We start from the raw sequence: 20,165 nt of genomic DNA on the forward strand, positions 1-20,165 counted from the left end.
GGCCCCGGCCGGGGCGGTGTCGGCGGTGCGTGCGACGGTGATCGACGCGGCGTGGGCCTGCGATGCTGAGATCATGCTGAGAGTCCAACTGCAGCCCTTGAGCACCGTGGTGGGGCAGGTCGTCGTGTGCGAGGTCGACGGACCGGGCAGTGCCCCGCACACCCATGTCTACGTGGCCGTGGTCACCAAGCCCGAGCTTCACTACCGGGGCGGGCGGCTGGCGATGATCCTCACGATCCATCATCCGAACGAGGCCCCGCGGTGGTTTCGTGAGGACCCTCCGCCGGGTGTGACCTGGCTGCGTGATCCACCGGACCCCACCGTCGCGAACGTTTATGCCCGCCCCCCCTTCCGGGTGCCAGGAGTCCCACAGGACCGGCCCGCCGTGCGGGTCGGGTGCCAACTCGTCGGAGAGGGACTGCTCGGACGGCATTCGACGTCCCGGTCGGTCCGGGGAAGTCAGTGGGCCGAGGCGGTCGGCGGGAAGATCCCGCCTGTCGAGGACGACGCCGTCGCCCCGGGGTTCGACTCCTGGGCGGAACGCGAACTGGACAGGCTGGAACGGCAGTCGTGGTGGCATGACCTGTAGGACGGAGACGGAGGGGTCGCCCCGTCTCTTCCCGGGAGAGGCCGGCTCGCTTTTCCGGAGAGGTCGGCGCCGCGCCGATCGCGGGCACCCACGGCGACTTGGGGGGCAGGGCAACCGTGGTTCTCGTCCCGGCACGAGCACAATGAAGACGCCGTCGAAGGACGCCCGACTACCGCTGTGCGGCCCCGGATCCCCGTCGACGCCTACATGGCAAGAATGGAGAAGGAATGACCAGCGACAAACGTGACTGGCTGTTCTTCACCGCCTGGCTCCTGACCGGGTCCGGCTACTTGCTCGCCCTGCTGACCGTGCTGTCGATCGGGGTGTTCATCCTGCCGATCCCTCTGATCGCCACCGTAGTGCTGGCGACGCGACGCGGTGCCCTTCGATGCCTGCCCGGCCTGGTATCGAGTGCGAGCCTGCCGCTGTTCCTTCTCACCTACCTCAATCGGCACGGTCCCGGTACCTACTGCACCGCCTCTGCCGGCGGCGGGAGCTGCACGGAGGATCTCCTCAGCCCGTGGATCCTCCTCGCCGCCGGCCTACTCGTCCTCGCCGCTGGAATCGCACTGTTCCTCAGGATTCGGCGCCGGCCGGTCACCACCCACGTGCCGGGCACCTCTGCGTGACGTGGCGAGCAGGTCGGTCGAGGGTGTGCTGTTCCCCCGTGTCCGCGTGCGAGTCGGGCGCGTCAGCGACTCCGTCGGCGCCCTGGTGGTGCAGGCTGCCGTGTCGCCGAGGGGAACCCGCCCGAAGACGATGGGGTTCTACAATCGCGGTTCATGGCGACTCCCGACTGCTACCCATGCAGCATGGAAGCGGGGTTCGACGGCCTCCCCCCACGCGAGTGCGTGGCACACGACCAACTCTGGCGGGTGGCCCACGTCTTCGACACCACGGTGCGCGGCTGGCTGGTACTGCTGCCTCGACGCCACGTCACCGCGGTTCATGACCTCACCGACGCGGAGGCATCCGCCCTGGGGGTGTGGCAGGTCAGGCTCTCCCGGGCTCTGCGAAGCGTGACTGGTTGCGCCAAGACGTACGTGGTCCAGTTCGCCGAAGCGGAGGGCTTCGCGCACGTGCACTTCCACATCGTGCCGCGCATGGCAGATCTGCGGCCAGAGCATCGCGGGCCGGGTATTTTCGAGCTGCTCCGAGGACCGGAGCAGGAGCGGGTGACGGCTGAGCAAGCAGACCAGATGGCCCGCTCACTGCGAGCTCACCTTCACGAGCACCCGAACGCTCGGTAGACCGGTCACATGTCGAACCGGGGCCCGAGAGCGGAGATCAATCGCAGGTCGGCTCGTTAGGGTCGGAGGCATGACGACATCCCTTGCCGGCAGTTCCTTCGACTCGCTCCGTCTCGACGCCGTACCGGACCAGGAGGCGTTGCGCCGGGTCTACGAACTCCCCGGCGACGCGGCCGTCCGGAAACAGATGACCGAACTCACCGAGCAGACCCGGCGGTTGATCGGCTGCTCATCGCTGGTCCTGGTCGCCAGCACGGACGCCGAGGGCAACTGTGACGTCTCCCCGCGCGGCGGCCCCGCCGGTTTCGTCGCCGTCCTGGACGCACGCACGGTGGCGATACCGGACGCGACCGGCAACAAGCGTCTGGACACCCTGCAGAACGTCGTCGCCACCGGACGGGCCGGGCTGCTGTTCCTCATCCCGGGGCGCACCACGACGCTCAGGGTGAACGGCCGGGCCTGCGTCTCCACCCGCCCGGAGCTGCTGTCGCAGCTGACCGCCGTGGGCAGGCCGCCGGCCAGTGCGCTGGTGGTGGGGATCGAGGAGGTCTACCCGCACTGCCCCAAGTCGCTGCTGCGCAGCGGGGCCTGGAAGCCGGAGCAGTGGCTGTCGGCGGACGCCCAGCCGACCTCGGCCGAGGTGACGCTGGCCCAGCTGCGGATGCCGGAGCTGACGATCGCCGACATCGAGCAGGCGGAGGCGGACTCGCTGAAGTACCGGTACGAGTAACGGCCGACCCGCGATCACTGAGCCATCAGCCGGCCGAACCCCGGGTCGAGTGCGTGGCCGGCGAACGAGCTGTCGTCAAGGCTCCACGTCAGGACCGGGGGGCGAGGACGCAGAACTCGTGGCCCTCCGGGTCGGCCAGGCACGTCCACGGCACGTCGCCCTGGCCGAGGTCGAGGTCGGTGGCGCCGAGGGCCCGCAGCCGGGCCACCTCCGCCGCCTCGTCGTCACCGGGGTACGGCAGCAGGTCGAGGTGGACGCGGTCCAGCGCGGTCTTCCCGCCGGGCGTGCGGAGGAACTCGAGATACGGGCCGACGCCCTGCGCGGAGCGCCACACCGCATGATCGTCGGTCACCTCGTGCAGGTTCCAGTCCATGGCCCCGTCCCAGAACCGGGCCATGGCCCGCGGATCCGCGCAGTCGACCACCACCGCGGCGATCGGCCCGGTGTCCCGGTAGATCTCCCGCGGCTCCAGCACGCAGAACTCGTTGCCCTCCGGGTCGGCGAGGACCGTCCACGGCACATCGCCCTGGCCCACGTGAGCGGGCGTCGCACCGAGAGCCTGGAGGCGCGCGACCAACTCCCTCTGATGGGCCGCGGAGGTGGTGGCGAGATCGAGGTGCACTCGGTTCTTCGTTGCCGTCTTGGGTTCAGGGACGGTGACGACGTCGACGCAGACGGCGACCGGGTCCGGCCAGACGAAGCCGCCGCCCGGTTCGACGTTGGTCACGCCGGTGCCCTCGCTGGAAACACTCCAGCCGAGCGCCTCCGCCCAGAACCGGCCGACCGCCGAGTCGTCAAGAGCCTTGATGTTCACCTGCACGGGTCGCAGCGCCATGCCGGCAATCCTAGGTTCGCGGCGGGACCGCACGGCGTCCGGGACCCCCGCAGTCGGAGGACCACCGTCTGTTGACGGCGCTCCGTGCGGTCACCGGGAATCGACGCCCGTTACGACCCGCCAGTTTCCCGCGGGGCCATGACTCACCGCTGTTATCTCCATCATCGAACCACAGTTGTCACAACGCTACTTGCTCTGATCACGACCGGGTCACTAGAGTTCACATCCGAACCTTTGCTCGGATGTTCGCTCGTTGGGAGTGACGGCGGAGGGGGCACCGCCCGTCGGCGTCTCGGCAGGCGGGCGGAGGAAGAAGGAGCTCGCCTTCGTGGCGTCCCACCGTCGACCCAAGCAGCCGAGCCGCACCCGTGTGACCGTGCTCACCACCGTCGCCGCGGCCGCCGTGGCCCTCAGCGCCAACGCCGCCAACGCCGCGCCCAGCGAGAAGCCGGGCAAGGACGAGGTCAAGGCGAAGGTCGACGCCCTCTACGAGCAGGCGGAGCAGGCCACCGAGAAGCTCGACGGGGCCAAGGAGAAGCAGGACAAGCTGGAGAAGCAGATCAGCACCCTGCAGGACAACGTCGCCCGCGGCCAGGAAGACCTCAACGAGCTGCGCGACGCTCTCGGTTCGATGGCCAGCGCCCAGTACCGCACCGGCGGCATCGACCCCTCCGTGGCGCTGTTCCTCTCCTCGAACCCGGACGACTACCTGGACAAGGCGTCCGCGATGGACCAGCTGAGCGGTCAGCAGGTCGAGGCGCTGAAGAAGGTCCAGGAGAAGCAGCGCGAGCTCGCCCAGCAGCGCCAGGAAGCGTCCGAGAAGCTCAAGGACCTCTCCGACACCCGCGCCGAGCTCAAGAAGAAGAAGCAGGAAGTCCAGGGCAAGCTCGCCTCCGCGCAGAAGCTCCTCAACTCCCTGACGGCCAAGGAGAAGGCGGCTCTCGCGGCCCAGGACCAGGAGCGTGCCACCCGCGCCAGTGAGCGCGTCGATCTCGGCAACTCCAAGGCCGCCTCCGGGCGCGCGGCCGCCGCGTTCGCCGCCGCGCAGAGCGTGATCGGCTCCCCGTACGACTACGGCCACGCCGGTCCCAGCACCTTCGACTGCTCAGGCCTCACATCCTGGGCCTACGCCCAGGCCGGCGTCTCCATCCCGCGCACCTCGGAGGTCCAGGCCAACGCGGGCACCCGCATCTACTCGCAAAGTGATCTGCAGGTCGGCGACCTGGTCATCTTCTACGGGGACCATCACCACGTCGGGCTCTACGCGGGCGGCGGCCAGGTGCTGCACGCCCCGCACAGCGGCGCGCTCGTCCGCTACGAGTCGATCGGCAACATGCCTTTCCAGTTCGGAGTCCGCATCTGAGCCGTACCGCTCGAGCGGATGCCACCGACGACCGTCGCCTCGCACGGCGAACCGTCAGGCGTCGATGGCGAAAGAGAGCGGCCAGGGTGAGCTCCCGAGGAACCGTTCGCGGTCGGGGGGCCCGGCCCGCGAGGTTCAGCCGCTCAGGTCTGGCATTGCTTCGTGGACGCGGGAGACCAGTTGCTCCAGGCGGCACCGTCGGCCCGGGCGTGTACACGGATCTCCACCTTCACGGGGCCGCAGACCCGGGTGGTGCTTCCCACTTCGGCAGGGCCGATGGCTTCGCCCGCCCTCACATAGGAGCGACCGCTGCCCAGTTTCACCCAGTGGCCGCCGTCGACAACCCGGAAAAACGCCTCGTACGAGACATTGAGCCCTCTGGTTCCCGTGTTGCGCGCCTTGATGTGTGCCGTGATCTCTCGGGTGGGGATTCTGCCGACAGATCCCCGCTGGGCGCTGATGCAGCCATTGATGGCCACACGTCCGGTCGACACGCCTCCGCCGCAGGCGACTGATGCGGCGTGAGCGTCGGCGGGGACTGCCGAGATGATGAGCGCCACTGTGCCCAGAATCGTTCCGATACGCCTCAACTGCAATGCCCCGTTTCCTCCGTCAAGCCTTGCTTCCTTGAAGAGACCATGGCTCGCCCCGGGGCACCGTGAGCGATTTCATCGAGCTTTTCACCCTAATGAGCAGCCGTAGCCTTTGATATGACAGGCGTTTCCGCGCTCGACGATGGCATTCGTCCCGCCGCGGGAAAGGGACGGCGCGATGACCATGGCTCGGACCGCCCCGAGTGCGGCCATGACCCTGACCGGAGGGAGCGGCATGCGCACCGGCCCCTGTTCCGAGGTGCGGGGATGACCCTCCACCAGGCTCCGCATCAGGCCCTCCACGAAGCGCTCCGCCAGGCCCTCGCGGCGTGCCGGACCCTCGTCGTCGAAGGCCCCGACGGCATCGGCCGTGGCGCCCTGATCACCCAACTGGCCCGCCAGGGATTCCTCGTCCGGCGCGCGAGCGGACCGCTGCACCATGTGGACCCCACCCAGCCGTACCGCGAACTCCTCGCCGCGCCCGGCCGGTTGGCCGTCGACGCCAGCCTCGTCCATGAACTGGTCTACGGTCCGCTGCGCCGCGGGCGCTCCCGGGTGACCTGGATCCAGGCCCTCGATTTCGCCCAGGCGGTGGCGGAACGCGACGGGGCCCTCCTTCATGCGACGGGAGAGACGGACGACGCCGAGGCCGTGGAGGGATTCCGACGCGCTCTGCGAACCCTCGGCCAGCACATCCCCGTCATCACCCTCGACGCCCGGGACGTCGGCCTCCCGGTCCGCGAAGCCGCCCGCACACCCACCGGCAACCAGGTGCGCCCGCAGGCGAATTGACGGCTGGGCGGCGACCGATCGCGTGGCGAACGGCAGGAGGCACCGCGTGGCGGACAACCGGCCCGGCTCCGGTCGGGAGGGTGCGGCCCCCGAGCCGTGCGTCAGGACCCCCGCACCGGCTGGATGTTCTGGTTGACCCGGAAGAGGTTGTCCGGGTCGTAGGCGGCCTTGGTCCGGGCGAGGCGGAGGTGGTTCCCGCGGTAGCCGGCCCGTACCCTCTCCTGACCTTCGTCCATGATCATGTTCACGTAGGCGCCGCCCGCCGAGTACGGGTGCAACGCGTCGGAGTACTCGACACTCCACCGCTTCACGAGTTCCGCGTTGGCCGGGTCGGAGTCGACGCCCGCGAAGACGGAGGCCCAGCCCGTGTCGCGATAGGCCCAGGCGGTGTCCGTCGGCGCGAGGTCGTGGACGGCGCCGTCGATCGGGTACAGGTGCATCGTCGATTTCCAGGTCGGCGGCGCGGCACCGAACCTGGCATGCAGCTCGACGGCCTCGTCGGGGATGTCGTCGACGAAGTCCGCGCGCCAGTACCACTGGTCACCGGGGGGATAGACCGCGTCGAAGGCGGACTGCAGCGCGGGGTGGGGCATCGGCGCCGGCGCGTGCAGCAGCGGCGCGGGCAGCGCGGCGAGCAGGGGTGCCATCTCCGCCGCCGCGAGTTCCGTGTCGTCCCCGACGCGGCACCACATCACGCCGCAGATCCTGCGCAGACGGATCTCCTCGGGGAACGGCGGGCCGGGCGGGACGGATCCGAACAGGAAGAAGCCGTTCAGCTCGCGGGGGGCGTGCGGGATGAAGTCGCGGTAGGCGGCCAGGACGTCGGCGCCGAGTTCGGCGGGCCAGAACGTGGGGCCGGCGACGACCGTGCTCACCTCGTGCAGCCGGAACAGGAACGAGGTGACGACGCCGAAGTTGCCCCCGCCCCCGCGGATCGCCCAGTACAGGTCGGGGTTCTCGTTGGCACTCGCCCGCACCCGCTCGCCGCTCGCCAGGACGAGGTCGGCCTCCAGGAGGTTGTCGACGGTCAGCCCGTGGGCGCGGGTGAGATGGCCCAGACCACCGCCCAGCGTGAGGCCGCCGACGCCCGTCGTGGAGATGATGCCGGCGGGCGTCGCCAGGCCGTGCTCGTGGGTGGCGCGGTCGACCTCGCCCCACACACAGCCGCCGCCGACGCGTGCCGTGCGGGCCTTCGGGTCGACCTCGACGTCCTTCAGCGGTGCGAGGTCGAGCACCACGCCGTCGTCGCAGACTCCCAGACCCGCGCCGTGATGGCCCCCGCCGCGCACGGCGAGGCGCAGCCCGTGACGGCGGGCGAAGCCGACGACGGAGGACACGTCCTCGGGGTCGGCGCAGCGCGCCACGAGGGCGGGCCGCCGGTCGATCATCGCGTTGTAGACGGTGCGCGCCCGGTCGTACCCGGGGTCGTCGGGTCCGGTCAACCGACCCTCGAATCCGGTCAGCTCCTGTCGCGCTGCCTGTGCCGGCGTGATGGACATGTGCATCCCCCGGGTCCGGGGACGGGTACGGGGACCCCGGTGGCCGGGGGCCTCATTTCCAGTGTCCCTCCGCTGGGCGCGCCGCGCCCGTTCTGCTCGGGCCCGCCCCTCAGCTGTCGGCGGCGGCCCGGGGGGACCTGGACAGCAGCAGCAGGCTGCGGGCTTCGAGCCGGACGTCGGTGTCGGCCTTGCGCTCCCGCTCGTCGGGGAGGCCCGCCGGATCGGCGGTGTCGATCCGTGCCGTCCATCGCTCGCCGTAGTCGGCACCCGGAAGGCGGAATACGACCGGCTCCCAGTAGCTGTTCAGGAGCAGCAGGAAGGAGTCGTCGACCACCGGGCCGCCGTACGGGTCGGGCTCGGCGATCGCGTCACCGTTGAGGAAGACGGCGACGGCGTGTGCGTCGGCGCGCTGCCAGTCCGCGTCCGTCATCTCGCTCCCGTCCGGCCGCAGCCACACCAGGTCGGGAAGCGGCTGACGCTCGTGCGTGGCCGTGTCGCCGAGGAAGAAGCGGCGGCGACGCAGAACGGGGTGGGCGGCGCGCAGCGCGACGGCACGCCGGGTGAAGTCGATGAGTTCGCGCTGCTCGTCGTCCAACCGCCAGTCGATCCAGGAGAGTTCGTTGTCCTGGCAGTAGGCGTTGTTGTTGCCCCGCTGGGTGCGGCCCAGTTCGTCGCCGTGCGCGAGCATCGGGATGCCCTGGGAGAGCAGCAGGGTGGCGAGCAGGTTGCGCTGCTGACGGGCGCGCAGTTCGAGGATTCCTTCGTCGTCGGTGGGACCCTCGGCACCGCAGTTCCAGGAACGGTTGACGCTCTCGCCGTCCCGGTTGCCCTCGCCGTTGGCCTCGTTGTGCTTGTCGTCGTACGAGACGAGGTCGCGCAGGGTGAATCCGTCGTGCGCGGTGACGAAGTTGATTCCCGCCCGCGGCCTGCGCCGGTCGTGCTGGTAGAGGTCGGCGGAACCGGTCAGGCGGGAGGCGAACTCACCGAGCGTGTGTTCGCCGGAGCGCCAGAAGTCCCGTACCGCGTCCCGGTACTTGCCGTTCCACTCCGACCACAGGGGCGGGAAGCTTCCGACCTGGTAGCCGCCGTCGCCGAGGTCCCAGGGTTCGGCGATCAGTTTTACCCGTCCGACGACCGGATCTTGCTGGATCAGGTCGAAGAACGCCGAGAGCCGGTCCACGTCGTGGAACTGCCGCGCGAGTGTGGCCGCCAGATCGAACCGGAATCCGTCGACGTGCATCTCCGTCACCCAGTACCGCAGCGAGTCCATGATCAGCTGCAGTACGTTCGGGTGCCGCGTCAGCAGGCTGTTCCCGGTACCGGTGGTGTCGTAGTAGTGTGCCGCGTCCCCCTCCACCAGACGGTAGTAGGAGGCGTTGTCGATGCCGCGGAAGGAGAGAGTGGGGCCGTTCTCGTTGCCCTCGGCGGTGTGGTTGTAGACGACGTCGAGGATCACTTCCAGGCCCGCCTTGTGCAGCGCCTTGACCATCGACTTGAACTCGGTGACCTGCTCTCCGCGGGTGCCGTGCGCCGCGTAGGCGTGGTGCGGGGCGAAGAAGCCGATCGTGTTGTAGCCCCAGTAGTTGGACAGTCCCCTGTCCCGCAGGAAGCCGTCCTGGGTGAACTGGTGGACCGGCATCAGCTCGACCGCGGTCACACCCAGCGAGGTCAGATGCCCGACGATCGCCGGATGGGCCAGGCCCGCGTACGTGCCGCGCAGTTCGACGGGAACGTCCGGGTGGGTGCGGGTCAGACCGCGCACATGGGCCTCGTAGATCACCGTCTCGGCGTACGGCCGCAGGGGTGGCCGGTCCTCACCCCAGTCGAAGGCCGGATCGGTCACCACGCCGAGCATGGTGTGCCCGGCGCTGTCCGCGGGATCGGGCCCGTCGGCCGCCCGCTCGTAGAGCGAGGCGTCGTTGTCGATCTGTCCGTCGACCGCTTTCGCGTACGGGTCGAGGAGCAGTTTCGCCGGGTTGCAGCGGTGTCCGGCCCCCGGGTCCCACGGTCCGTGGACCCGGTAGCCGTAGCGCCGGCCCGGCCCGACGTCGGGCAGTCGGCAGTGCCACACGTATCCGTCGACCTCGGTCATCGTGACGGTGCGCGAGGCACCGTCGTCATCGACGAGAACGAGGTCGACCCGTTCGGCGGCTTCGGTGAACAGGGCGAAGTTGGTGCCTTCGCCGTCGTATGACGCCCCCAGCGGGTACGGGCGTCCGGTCCAGGTGCGCACGTGATCACCGTACGGCGGTCACGGCCTCGGTGTCCTCCCGTGCCGCCGCGAAGGCGGGTACGGGCAACGACAGCGCCCGGGGCATCCGGCACGCCTCCCGCAGGCTCGGCACGGGGCCGGCCGGGACCAGCGGAGCGCGTTCGGCGGAGCGGGCCCGCCAGGAGAACCAGATGATCTTGCCGCCGGCGCCCGTGGCACAGCAGCCCCAGTTGTCACTCAGGGCGGCGATTCGTGCGAGACAGCCCTGGGGTGCGTTGTGCGGGCGGATGTCCTGGTCGTTGTCCGAGACGGCGGTGATGAGGTGCTTGCCGTTCCACCACATCTCGACGGTCGTGTTCTTGTCGGCCGAGTGCTGGGCGATCGTGTCCAGCAGCGCTTCGGCGCAGTGGCAGACGGACTCGACGAGGAACTCGAGGTTCCAGTACCGGAGATGGGCGGCCAGAATGCGTCTGACCTGTCCCACTCGGTCCGGGCTGACCTCGACGTCGAGGTGGTAGTAGCAGGGAACTGCAGGTTTCATCTTCGTTGGCTCCTCACCGGCGAAGCTCCCGCTCCCTCTCTCGCCCTTTCCGGACGAGCCCCGAATACGAAGCGTGAGTGTTGGTCGCTCCTGAGTAAGTTCAAGGATGCGAGTGCTACTCCGTTCGTGCAACACGAGAGCACTCCTGACCGCTCCTGGTGTAGTTGAAGAGCCAACAAGACGCTTGGTGATGACACAGGCACCATGGGTGAGGGCGCCGGCCTCGATGACAGGTCGGTGCCCCTCTGTACACGCCCGCCCCGCACCAGCCGGACGGGCCCGTGCGCAGTCCTGGAGAGTGGAAAGGTGACCAGCGCCATGCTGCTGCCTGCCAAAACCGAGGTCGCCAGGCATCTGGAGCAATACCGGGCCTGGGAACGTCTGCTGCTCGTGGCCCCCATGGACCACGCGGTGCGGGGAAACTTCGAGAACTCGGGGTACACCCTGTGCGTACTGATGGGGAAGCGCTGCGCGCGGGAGGCCGTGGACGCGGCCGAGCAGTATCTGCGCGGCGGTGCGCGGGCTTCGGGCGCTTCGAAGGCGTCGCCCGCCCCCTCGTCGGCGACGGCCTCGGCCTCGGCCACCACGTCCGTGGCGGGTGCACGACGTCCGCGAACTCCCGGCGCGGTCACGGCCTTCCGGCCGGCCGAACAGGCCGTACGGCCCGGGGGTGTCCCTGAAACGGGACAGTGATGGGCAGGTTCCGGAACAGCTCTGAACGGCAGGCGCGATCGAGAACGGCGGAGGCGAAGGACATGGACGCACACCCGGCCGACGGCCGTGACCCGATCGACCCCACTCCGGTCGACCGTATCCCGGTCGTCGACGTCCGCCCGGTGGTCGAGTGCGGGCGTCGCCCCGCCAAGGCCGTCTGCGGGGAGAGCTTCCAGGTCACCGCGACCGTCTTCGGTGAGGGCCACGACCTGGTCGGCGCCAACGTCGTCCTGCGTGATCCGACGGGGCTGGCCGGTCCCTGGACCCCGATGCGCGAACTCGCCCCCGGGACCGACCGCTGGGGCGCCGAGGTCACGCCGGATTCCGTGGGCCACTGGACCTACCTGGTGGAGTCCTGGAGCGACCCCGTGGCCGCCTGGCGCCTGGCCGCCGGCATCAAGGTCCCGGCCGGCATCGACACGGACCTGATCCTGGAAGAGGGCGCCGCGCTGTTCGAGCGCGCCGCGGCCGGCGTACCGGACCCGGACGGACGGTCGGCGGTACGGGCCGCGGCCGAAGGACTGCGCGACGCGTCGCAGCCACCGTCCGCCCGTCTCGCGGCCGCCCTGACCCCGGAGGTGACCTCCGTTCTGTCCGCGCACCCGCTGCGCGAACGGGTGTCGCACTCGCTGCCGCTGCCTCTGCTCGTGGAGCGCGAGCGGGCGCTGTACGGCTCCTGGTACGAGTTCTTCCCGCGCTCGGAGAGCGGCCTGCAGGATCCGTCCGCCCACGGCACGTTCCGTACCGCCGCCGAACGCCTGCCCGCCATCGCGGAGATGGGCTTCGACGTCGTCTACCTCCCGCCGGTCCACCCCATCGGCACGACCTTCCGCAAGGGCCCCAACAACAGTCTGTCGGCGAGCCGTCGGGACGTCGGCGTGCCGTGGGCGATCGGTTCGCCGGAGGGCGGGCACGACGCGGTCCACCCGGATCTCGGCACCATCGACGACTTCGACGCGTTCGTACGCCGGGCGACGGATCTGCGTCTCGAAGTCGCCCTCGACTTCGCGCTCCAGTGCTCTCCCGACCACCCGTGGGTGGAGAAGCACCCGGAGTGGTTCCGGCACCGCGCCGACGGCACGATCGCGTACGCGGAGAACCCGCCGAAGAAGTACCAGGACATCTACCCGATCGCCTTCGACGAGGACATGCCGGGGCTGATCGCCGAGTGCGTGCGGCTGCTGCGATTCTGGATGGACCACGGGGTCCGGATCTTCCGCGTGGACAACCCGCACACCAAGCCGGTGGTCTTCTGGGAACGGGTCATCGCCGAGATCAACCGCAGGGATCCGGACGTGATCTTCCTGGCCGAGGCGTTCACCCGGCCGGCGATCATGGAGAGGCTGGCGACGGTCGGCTTCCAGCAGTCGTACACGTACTTCACGTGGCGCAACACCAAGGACGAGCTGACCGACTACCTCACCGGGCTGTCGGGCGAGACGGCCGCCTTCATGCGGCCCAACTTCTTCGTCAACACCCCGGACATCCTGCCCGGCTACCTCCAGCACGGCGGCCGGCCCGCCTTCGAGGCACGGGCCGTACTGGCCGCCACCCTGTCGCCCGCATGGGGCGTCTACGCCGGATACGAACTGTGCGAGAACACCGCGGCCGCGCCGGACAGCGAGGAGTACCTCGACTCGGAGAAGTACCAACTGCGTCCGCGGGACTGGGAGTCCGCAGCCCGTGAGGGCACGACCATCGCCCCGCTGATCACGCGCCTGAACCGGATCCGCAGGCGCCACACCGCCCTGCACGCACTGCGCAACCTTCACTTCCATCAAGCCGACAACGATGCCCTGATCGCGTACAGCAAGCGCACGGGCTCGGACACGGTGGTGGTCGTGGTCAACCTCGACCCCCACCACACCCAGGAGGCCACCGTCTCGTTGGACATGCCGCAACTCGGCCTGGACCGGGACGAGTGCGTGCCGGTGCATGACGAGCTCACCGGCGAGACGTACTACTGGGGCAGGACCAACTTCGTCCGACTGGAGCCGGGCAGTGCACATGTGCTCGCCGTCGGACCGGCACCGCAGATCGGAGGGTCACCCACCATATGATCGTCAACGAGCCCGTACCGGACACCTTCGAGGACACTCCGGCCAAGGACCGCGACCCCGAATGGTTCAAACGCGCCGTCTTCTACGAGGTCCTGGTCCGCTCCTTCCAGGACAGCAACGGCGACGGCGTCGGTGACCTCAAGGGCCTCACCGCGAAACTCGACTACCTCCAATGGCTCGGCGTCGACTGCCTCTGGCTGCCCCCGTTCTTCAAGTCCCCCCTGCGGGACGGCGGCTACGACGTCTCCGACTACACCGCCGTGCTGCCCGAGTTCGGCGACCTCGCCGACTTCGTCGAGTTCGTCGACGCCGCCCACCAGCGCGGCATGCGCATCGTCATCGACTTCGTCATGAACCACACCAGCGACCAGCACCCGTGGTTCCAGGAGTCCCGCTCGAACCCCGACGGCCCCTACGGCGACTACTACGTCTGGGCCGACGACGACAAGCAGTACCAGGACGCCCGGATCATCTTCGTCGACACCGAGGCCTCCAACTGGACCTTCGACCCGGTCCGCAAGCAGTACTACTGGCACCGCTTCTTCTCCCACCAGCCCGACCTCAACTACGAGAACCCGGCCGTCCAGGAGGAGATTCTCGCGGCCCTCCGCTTCTGGCTGGATCTCGGCATCGACGGCTTCCGCCTCGACGCCGTGCCCTACCTCTACCAAGTGGAAGGCACCAACTGCGAGAACCTCCCGGCGACCCACGAGTTCCTGAAGCGGGTGCGCAAGGAGATCGACACGCACTACCCGGACACGGTGCTGCTGGCCGAGGCGAACCAGTGGCCCGAGGACGTCGTCGACTACTTCGGCGACTTCCCCTCCGGCGGCGACGAGTGCCACATGGCCTTCCACTTCCCCGTCATGCCCCGCATCTTCATGGCCGTCCGCCGCGAGTCCCGCTACCCCGTCTCCGAAATCCTCGCGAAGACCCCCGCGATCCCGAACAACTGCCAGTGGGGCATCTTCCTGCGCAACCACGACGAGCTCACCCTCGAAATGGTCACCGACGAGGAACGCGACTACATGTACGCGGAATACGCCAAGGACCCGCGCATGCGCGCCAACATCGGCATCCGCCGCAGGCTCGCCCCCCTGCTCGACAACGACCGCAACCAGATCGAGCTGTTCACCGCCCTGCTGCTGTCCCTGCCCGGCAGCCCGATCCTCTACTACGGGGACGAGATCGGCATGGGCGACAACATCTGGCTCGGCGACCGCGACGCCGTCCGCACCCCCATGCAATGGACCCCCGACCGCAACGCCGGCTTCTCCTCCAGCGACCCCGGCCGCCTCTTCCTCCCCACGATCATGGACCCCGTCTACGGCTACCAGGTCACCAACGTCGAAGCCTCCATGTCCTCACCCTCGTCACTGCTGCACTGGACCCGCCGCATGATCGAGATCCGCAAACAGAACAAGGCCTTCGGCCTCGGCACCTACACCGAACTCCCCTCCTCCAACCCCGCCGTCCTCGCCTTCCTGCGGGAGTACAAGGACGACCTGGTGCTGTGCGTGCACAACTTCTCCCGCTTCGCCCAGCCCACCGAACTCGACCTGCGGACCTTCAACGACCGCCACCCCGTCGAGCTCATCGGCGGAGTCCGCTTCCCCGCCATCGGTGAACTCCCCTACCTGCTCACCCTCGCAGGCCACGGCTTCTACTGGTTCCGGCTCCGCCGCGCGGTCGCCCCGGGCGCCGTCAAACGGTCCTGAGCCATCGCCCGGCAAAGATCGCCTGCCTCTGAAAGGACGTGTCGCCATGCCGAAGACCGCGTTGCACCGTCCGGGCCGCCACGCCCCCGCCGCGCTGCTCACCTCCCTCGGTGATCTGCTGCGGGAGTGGCTGCCGCGGCAACGTTGGTTCGCGGGCAAGGGACGCCCCGTCACCGGCCTGAGCGTGGCGTCGTCGACCGAGCTGTACCCGGGCTGCCTGCATCTCCTGGTACACACCGAGCACCTGGGCCGGACCACCCACAGCGGATCCGGCACTCCCCCGCCGGACGACTGCTATCAGCTCCTCCTCGGCGCGCGGAAGGTCCTGCCGCCCCGGCTCGCCCATGCCTTCATCGGCCGCGCGAGCGCGGGACCCCTGGCCGACATGAGCGTCTACGACGCGCTCCACGACCCGCGGGCGACGGGGCTGCTCCTGGAGCGGCTGCGTACTCCGGGAACAGCGGGGCCGCTGCTCTTCGAGCGCGACCCACGCGTGACGGTCCCGGCCGGCCTCGCTCCCCGGCTGCTCGACGCCGAGCAGTCGAACTCCTCGCTGGTGTACGGGGACTCCTTCATCCTGAAATTCTTCCGCCGCGTCCAGCCGGGCATCAACCCGGACCTGGAACTGCCGTGGGCGCTGGCCCGTCAGGGCTGCACCCGGGTACCCGCCCCCGCGGCATGGTTCGGCACCTCGCAGCCTCGGGAGGCGACGCTGGGAGTGCTCCAGCCTTTCCTGCCGGACGCTGCCGACGGCTGGACCCTGGCACTGCAGTCACTCGCCTCGGAACGGGAGTTCACCGAGGAGGCCTACGAACTGGGACGGGCCACCGCCGAGGTTCACCTGGCACTGGCGACAGCCTTCCCCGTCGACGCGCCGAGTCCGCTCCAGCACGAACAGCTCGCCGCCGCGATGACCGAGCGCCTCGACGCCACGGCCCGCGCGGTACCCCAACTCGCACCGTACGTAACGGGGTTGCGTTCCGCCTTCGACGCCCTCGCCGCACTCGACGTCGCGGCGCGCCCGTCCCAGCGGATTCACGGCGACCTCCACCTCGGCCAGGTGCTGAGGGCCGGGCGCCAGTGGTCCGTCATCGACTTCGAGGGCGAGCCGGCCCGTCCGGTCCTCGAGCGGCGGCGTCTGCAGTCGCCCGTCCGCGATGTCGCGGGCATGCTGCGCTCCTTCGACTACGCCGCGCGTTCCCGCCGCCCCTGGCGCCCGGAGTGGGCGCACCGCTGCAGGGAGGCGTACGGCGCCGGCTACGCCGCCGCGGCCGCCTGGGATCCGCACGAGGATCCCGAGCTGCTGCGCGCGTACGAGACGGACCGGGCCGTGTACGAAGTGCTGTACGAGGCGCGGCACCGGCCCGACTGGCTGCCTGTCCCGATGGCGGCGGTCGCTCGTCTCGCCGAAGGTCTCTGAGAACCAGCCCCGTTCCGTGTTCGCTCTTGAGGAGGATGAAGCCGTGGCCGTTTCCACCACTGCTGTCGGCGCGGGGCCGGTGGCCCCGCTGGACGCGGCGGACCGCGCGCGCCTGTTGTCGGGTGCCCACCACGATCCGCACGCCCTGCTCGGCGCTCATGAGGTGCCGGGTGGTGTCGTGTTCCGGGTGCTGCGTCCGTACGCCGAGGCCGTGGCCGTGGTGGTCGACGGGCGGCGTACCGCGCTGACGGACATCGGCGACGGACTGTTCGCCGCCGTGCTTCCTCTCGACACGATCCCCGCGTACGCGGTGTCGGCGACGTACGCGGGCCGCGAGTTCGAGGTGCAGGACCCCTACCGATTCCTGCCCGCGCTGGGCGAGACGGACCTGCATCTGATCGGCGAGGGGCGCCACGAGGAACTCTGGCGAGCGTTGGGCGCTCACCCCATGACCCATCAGGGCGTGACCGGCACCCGCTTCACGGTGTGGGCCCCGAACGCCCGGGGGGTGAGGGTCTGCGGGCCGTTCTCGCACTGGGACGGCACGGGGTATCCGATGCGCTCGCTCGGCTCCAGCGGCGTCTGGGAGCTGTTCGTGCCCGGCATCGGCGAGGGCGAGCTCTACAAGTTCGAGATCACCCGCCCCGACGGCTCCCGTACTCTGCGCGCCGACCCGATGGCCCGCCGCACCGAGGTCCCGCCGGCGACGGCCTCGATCGTGACACGGTCGTCTCACGTGTGGGAGGACGACGCGTGGATGGCGAGCCGCGGGGAACGTCCCGTGCACGAGGCGCCGTTCTCCGTCTACGAGGTGCATCTCCCGTCCTGGCGACCGGGCCTGACCTACCGCCAGCTCGCCCAGCAACTCCCCGCCTACGTCTCCGACCTCGGCTTCACCCACGTCGAACTCATGCCCGTCGCCGAACACCCCTTCGGCGGCTCCTGGGGATACCAGGTCACCGGCTTCTACGCCCCCACCGCCCGCCTCGGCACCCCCGACGACTTCAAACACCTCGTCGACGCCCTCCACCAGGCCGGCATCGGCGTCCTCATGGACTGGGTCCCCGCCCACTTCCCCCGCGACGAATGGGCCCTCGCCGAATTCGACGGACGCCCCCTCTACGAACACGCCGACCCCCGACGCGCCGCCCACCCCGACTGGGGCACCCTCGAATTCGACTTCGGACGCCGCGAAGTCCGCAACTTCCTCGTCGCCAACGCCGTCTACTGGTGCCAGGAATTCCACATCGACGGACTCCGCGTCGACGCCGTCGCCTCCATGCTCTACCTCGACTACTCCCGCCAACCCGGCCAGTGGACACCCAACGAACACGGCGGCCGCGAAGACCTCGACGCCGTCGCCTTCCTCCAGGAGATGAACGCCACCGTCTACCGCCGCAACCCCGGCGTCGTCACCATCGCCGAGGAATCCACCGCCTGGGACGGCGTCACCCGGGCGACCTCGGACGGGGGGCTGGGGTTCGGGCTGAAGTGGAACATGGGGTGGATGCACGACTCGCTGGAGTATCTCCAGCACGAGCCGGTGCACCGCAAGTACCACCACCACGAGATGACGTTCTCCATGGTCTACGCCTACAGCGAGAACTACGTCCTGCCCATCTCCCACGACGAGGTCGTCCACGGCAAGAGGGCACTCGCCTGCAAGGCACCCGGCGACTGGTGGCAGCAACGCGCCACCACCCGCGCCTACCTCGGCTTCATGTGGGCCCACCCCGGCAAGCAACTCCTCTTCATGGGACAGGAGTTCGCCCAGGGAGCCGAATGGTCCGAAGCCCAGGGGCCCGACTGGTGGCTCCTCGACCCCGCGTACGGGGCCGAAGCCGACCACCGGGGGATCAGGGACCTGGTCCGCGAGCTCAACACCGTCTACCGCCAGGAACCCGCTCTCTGGCAGCGCGACACGGACCCCGCCGGCTTCGCCTGGATCACCGGTGACGCCGCGGACGACAACGTCTTCGCCTTCCTGCGTCACGACGGGGACGGCAACCCGCTGCTCGCCGTCAGCAACTTCTCCCCCGTCGTCCGCCACGCCTACCGCCTCGGCGTCCCCGACTCCGTCCCCGCCTGGCGCGAGACCCTCAACACCGACAGCGCACGGTACGGCGGAAGCGACGTCACCAACCCGGACGTCGTCAAAGCCGAATCCCGCCCCGCCCACGGCCGGTCGGCGAGCATCCGGCTCACGCTCCCCCCGCTCAGCACCCTCTGGCTCCGGCCCGCCTGACTCCGGCCGCGCCACCCGCCCACCCGAAGACTCGCCGCCCGACGCCGGACGGGACAGGAGCCTTCAGGGTGGGGGAAACGCGGTTCAGGGAGAGGACGGCTTGCCCGCCGTACCGATCCAGGTGTGGAACAGCGCGTGGAGGTCCTTGCCGGACAACCGCTCGGAGAGCCGGACGAACTCGGCGGTGGTGCCGTGCCCGGCACGGTGCTCGGTGGCCCAGGTGCGCAGGACGCGGAGGAACGTCCTGTCACCTACGGCCGTGCGCAGCTTCTGCAGGGCCATGGCCCCACGCGAGTAGACGGGCGTCTCGAAGATGTGCTCGCCACTGCCGGGATCGGCCGGCGCGAACGCCCACAGGTCGTTGCCGGCCGGCTTGGCGTACAGGGCGTCGAAGGCCTGCTGCGCGGTCCTGCCGCCGTGCTGCTCGGTGTAGAGCCACTCCGCGTACGTCGCGAAACCCTCGTTGAGCCAGATGTCCTTCCAGGTGGTGAGGGCGACGGAGTCCCCGAACCACTGGTGGGCGCTTTCGTGGACGAGCGTGCTCAGGTCCGGCGCCGAGTCGTACAGGGGCCGCGTCTGGGTCTCCAGCGCGTACCCGACCTGCGGAGCCCGGTCGACGATGGCCCCGGCGGCGCGGAACGGGTAGGGGCCGAAGACGGCGCTCTCCCAGGCGAGCACGGAAGGCAGCTTCTTCAGCACGGGCGCCGCGGCGCTCGCCTCACGGGGGTCGACGGCGTTGTAGACCTTGAGGCCGTCGGCGGTGGTGTACTGCTCGACCTTGAACTTTCCGACCGTCGCCGTCGCGAGGTAGGCGGCCATCGGCTCGGACTGCCGCCAGCGGAAGGTGGTACGGCCGTGGCTCGTCGTCCGCCCGCGCAGAACGCCGTTGGCCACGGCGGTCGTTCCGTCGGGGACGGTGATCGTGAAGTCGTAGGAGGCCTTGTCCTTGGGGTGGTTGTCGGCGGGGAACCAGGTCATGGCACCCTGCGGCTCACCGGCCACGAACGCGCCGTCGTCGGTGGGGATCCAGCCGTCCGGGGAGCCGTCCGGGTCGGTGACCGGCTTGGGGGTGCCCGAGTAGGTGACGGCGACCCTGAACTCCTGGTTCCCGCGCAGGGCGTGGCGCGGGGTGATCACCAGTTCCTGTCCGGCACGACGGTAGGACGCCTTGACGTGGTCGACGGTGACGGCGGTGACCTTCAGCCCCGAGAGGTCGAGGTCGAAGCGGGTCAGCCGTTCGGTGGCCCGGGCGGTGACGACCGCAGTGCCGTCGAGGTGGCGGCTGTGGGGGTCGTAGCCGAGGGTCAGGCCGTAGTGCCCGACGTCGTAACCGCCGTTGCCCGCGAGCGGGAAGTACGGATCCCCCGCGCCGGAGGTGCCCACCGGACCGGCCGCCGCCGGTCCGGCCGCTACGAGCAGGGCCGCGACGGCGGCCGGGATCGCGGCGACGACGGCCTCCCGGCGAAGGACGCTGCTGCGTCTGGTGACCTGCTGCGGGCGTGACGTCACGTTGACTCCTCCTGGGCGACAGTGATCACTGGCGCACAGCCTATGAGGCCGCCCGGCCGTAAACCCTCTCCTTCTGGTCAAGTTACCTGGCGTGG

General features: G+C 69.7%; 17 protein-coding genes. 11 read left to right on the forward strand and 6 right to left on the reverse strand.

Translation table 11 applies throughout. The annotated features are described in order from the left end of the window. The first annotated feature begins 73 nt into the window (after positions 1-73). The 4 genes from OHB41_RS03375 (at position 74) to OHB41_RS03390 (ending at position 2,569) form a co-directional block, all read left to right on the forward strand. Positions 74-589, forward strand: a complete 516-nt coding sequence (locus OHB41_RS03375; protein ID WP_266696439.1) for a hypothetical protein — start codon at positions 74-76, stop codon at positions 587-589. A gap of 227 nt (positions 590-816) precedes the next feature. Further along, positions 817-1,218, forward strand: coding sequence for a hypothetical protein (locus OHB41_RS03380; RefSeq protein ID WP_266696440.1), 402 nt, complete (start codon positions 817-819; stop codon positions 1,216-1,218). Positions 1,219-1,371: 153 nt separating this feature from the next. Continuing rightward, entirely contained in the window at positions 1,372-1,839 is a 468-nt protein-coding gene (locus OHB41_RS03385) for an HIT family protein (RefSeq protein WP_266696441.1), read from the forward strand. 70 nt (positions 1,840-1,909) lie between these two features. After that, the gene (locus OHB41_RS03390; RefSeq protein ID WP_266696442.1) at positions 1,910-2,569 is read left to right on the forward strand and encodes an MSMEG_1061 family FMN-dependent PPOX-type flavoprotein; all 660 of its coding nucleotides are present in this window, start codon (positions 1,910-1,912) and stop codon (positions 2,567-2,569) included. 88 nt (positions 2,570-2,657) lie between these two features. Here the strand turns inward: OHB41_RS03390 and OHB41_RS03395 are convergent, their stop codons facing one another. After that, on the reverse strand, positions 2,658-3,404 hold the full coding sequence (locus tag OHB41_RS03395; RefSeq protein WP_266696443.1) for a VOC family protein: 747 nt from the start codon (positions 3,402-3,404) through the stop codon (positions 2,658-2,660). A gap of 328 nt (positions 3,405-3,732) precedes the next feature. Here OHB41_RS03395 and OHB41_RS03400 point away from each other — a divergent pair, with 328 nt between their 5' ends. Further along, positions 3,733-4,767: a C40 family peptidase gene (locus OHB41_RS03400; RefSeq protein WP_266696444.1), complete on the forward strand. Its 1,035-nt coding sequence runs from the start codon at positions 3,733-3,735 to the stop codon at positions 4,765-4,767. Positions 4,768-4,910: 143 nt separating this feature from the next. On the opposite strand, the gene OHB41_RS03405 is transcribed toward OHB41_RS03400, so the two are convergent. Continuing rightward, positions 4,911-5,327, reverse strand: coding sequence for a hypothetical protein (locus OHB41_RS03405; protein WP_266696445.1), 417 nt, complete (start codon positions 5,325-5,327; stop codon positions 4,911-4,913). A 300-nt stretch (positions 5,328-5,627) separates the two neighbouring features. Between OHB41_RS03405 and OHB41_RS03410 the strand changes: the two genes are divergently transcribed. After that, a complete protein-coding gene (locus OHB41_RS03410; protein WP_266696446.1) occupies positions 5,628-6,152 on the forward strand; it encodes a hypothetical protein in 525 nt (174 codons plus the stop codon). 101 nt (positions 6,153-6,253) lie between these two features. On the opposite strand, the gene OHB41_RS03415 is transcribed toward OHB41_RS03410, so the two are convergent. From OHB41_RS03415 to OHB41_RS03425, 3 genes are all read right to left on the reverse strand, one after another. Beyond that, positions 6,254-7,651, reverse strand: coding sequence for an FAD-binding oxidoreductase (locus OHB41_RS03415; RefSeq protein WP_266696447.1), 1,398 nt, complete (start codon positions 7,649-7,651; stop codon positions 6,254-6,256). A 109-nt stretch (positions 7,652-7,760) separates the two neighbouring features. After that, the gene (glgX, locus tag OHB41_RS03420; RefSeq protein WP_266696448.1) at positions 7,761-9,884 is read right to left on the reverse strand and encodes a glycogen debranching protein GlgX; all 2,124 of its coding nucleotides are present in this window, start codon (positions 9,882-9,884) and stop codon (positions 7,761-7,763) included. 4 nt (positions 9,885-9,888) lie between these two features. After that, the gene (locus OHB41_RS03425; protein ID WP_266696449.1) at positions 9,889-10,404 is read right to left on the reverse strand and encodes a pep a2; all 516 of its coding nucleotides are present in this window, start codon (positions 10,402-10,404) and stop codon (positions 9,889-9,891) included. Between the two features lie 306 nt (positions 10,405-10,710). On the opposite strand from OHB41_RS03425, the gene OHB41_RS52540 reads away from it, so the two are divergent. The 5 genes from OHB41_RS52540 (at position 10,711) to glgB (ending at position 18,561) form a co-directional block, all read left to right on the forward strand. After that, complete coding sequence (locus tag OHB41_RS52540; protein WP_526024884.1) at positions 10,711-11,097, forward strand: DUF5133 domain-containing protein; 387 nt, start codon at positions 10,711-10,713, stop codon at positions 11,095-11,097. A 62-nt stretch (positions 11,098-11,159) separates the two neighbouring features. Further along, on the forward strand, positions 11,160-13,178 hold the full coding sequence (locus OHB41_RS03435; RefSeq protein ID WP_266696450.1) for an alpha-1,4-glucan--maltose-1-phosphate maltosyltransferase: 2,019 nt from the start codon (positions 11,160-11,162) through the stop codon (positions 13,176-13,178). After that, positions 13,175-14,896, forward strand: a complete 1,722-nt coding sequence (gene treS, locus OHB41_RS03440) for a maltose alpha-D-glucosyltransferase (RefSeq protein WP_266696451.1) — start codon at positions 13,175-13,177, stop codon at positions 14,894-14,896. The genes OHB41_RS03435 and treS overlap by 4 nt, the downstream gene beginning before the upstream one ends. A gap of 46 nt (positions 14,897-14,942) precedes the next feature. Next, positions 14,943-16,316 (forward strand): maltokinase N-terminal cap-like domain-containing protein, encoded by a 1,374-nt coding sequence (locus OHB41_RS03445; protein WP_266696452.1) that lies wholly within the window; start codon positions 14,943-14,945, stop codon positions 16,314-16,316. A 43-nt stretch (positions 16,317-16,359) separates the two neighbouring features. Next, complete coding sequence (gene glgB / locus OHB41_RS03450; RefSeq protein WP_266696453.1) at positions 16,360-18,561, forward strand: 1,4-alpha-glucan branching enzyme; 2,202 nt, start codon at positions 16,360-16,362, stop codon at positions 18,559-18,561. Positions 18,562-18,645: 84 nt separating this feature from the next. On the opposite strand, the gene OHB41_RS03455 is transcribed toward glgB, so the two are convergent. Continuing rightward, positions 18,646-20,070 (reverse strand): M1 family metallopeptidase, encoded by a 1,425-nt coding sequence (locus OHB41_RS03455; RefSeq protein ID WP_266696454.1) that lies wholly within the window; start codon positions 20,068-20,070, stop codon positions 18,646-18,648. Between the last annotated feature and the right edge of the window lie 95 nt (positions 20,071-20,165).

This window comes from Streptomyces sp. NBC_01571 (genome assembly GCF_026339875.1).
GTDB lineage: Bacteria > Actinomycetota > Actinomycetes > Streptomycetales > Streptomycetaceae > Streptomyces.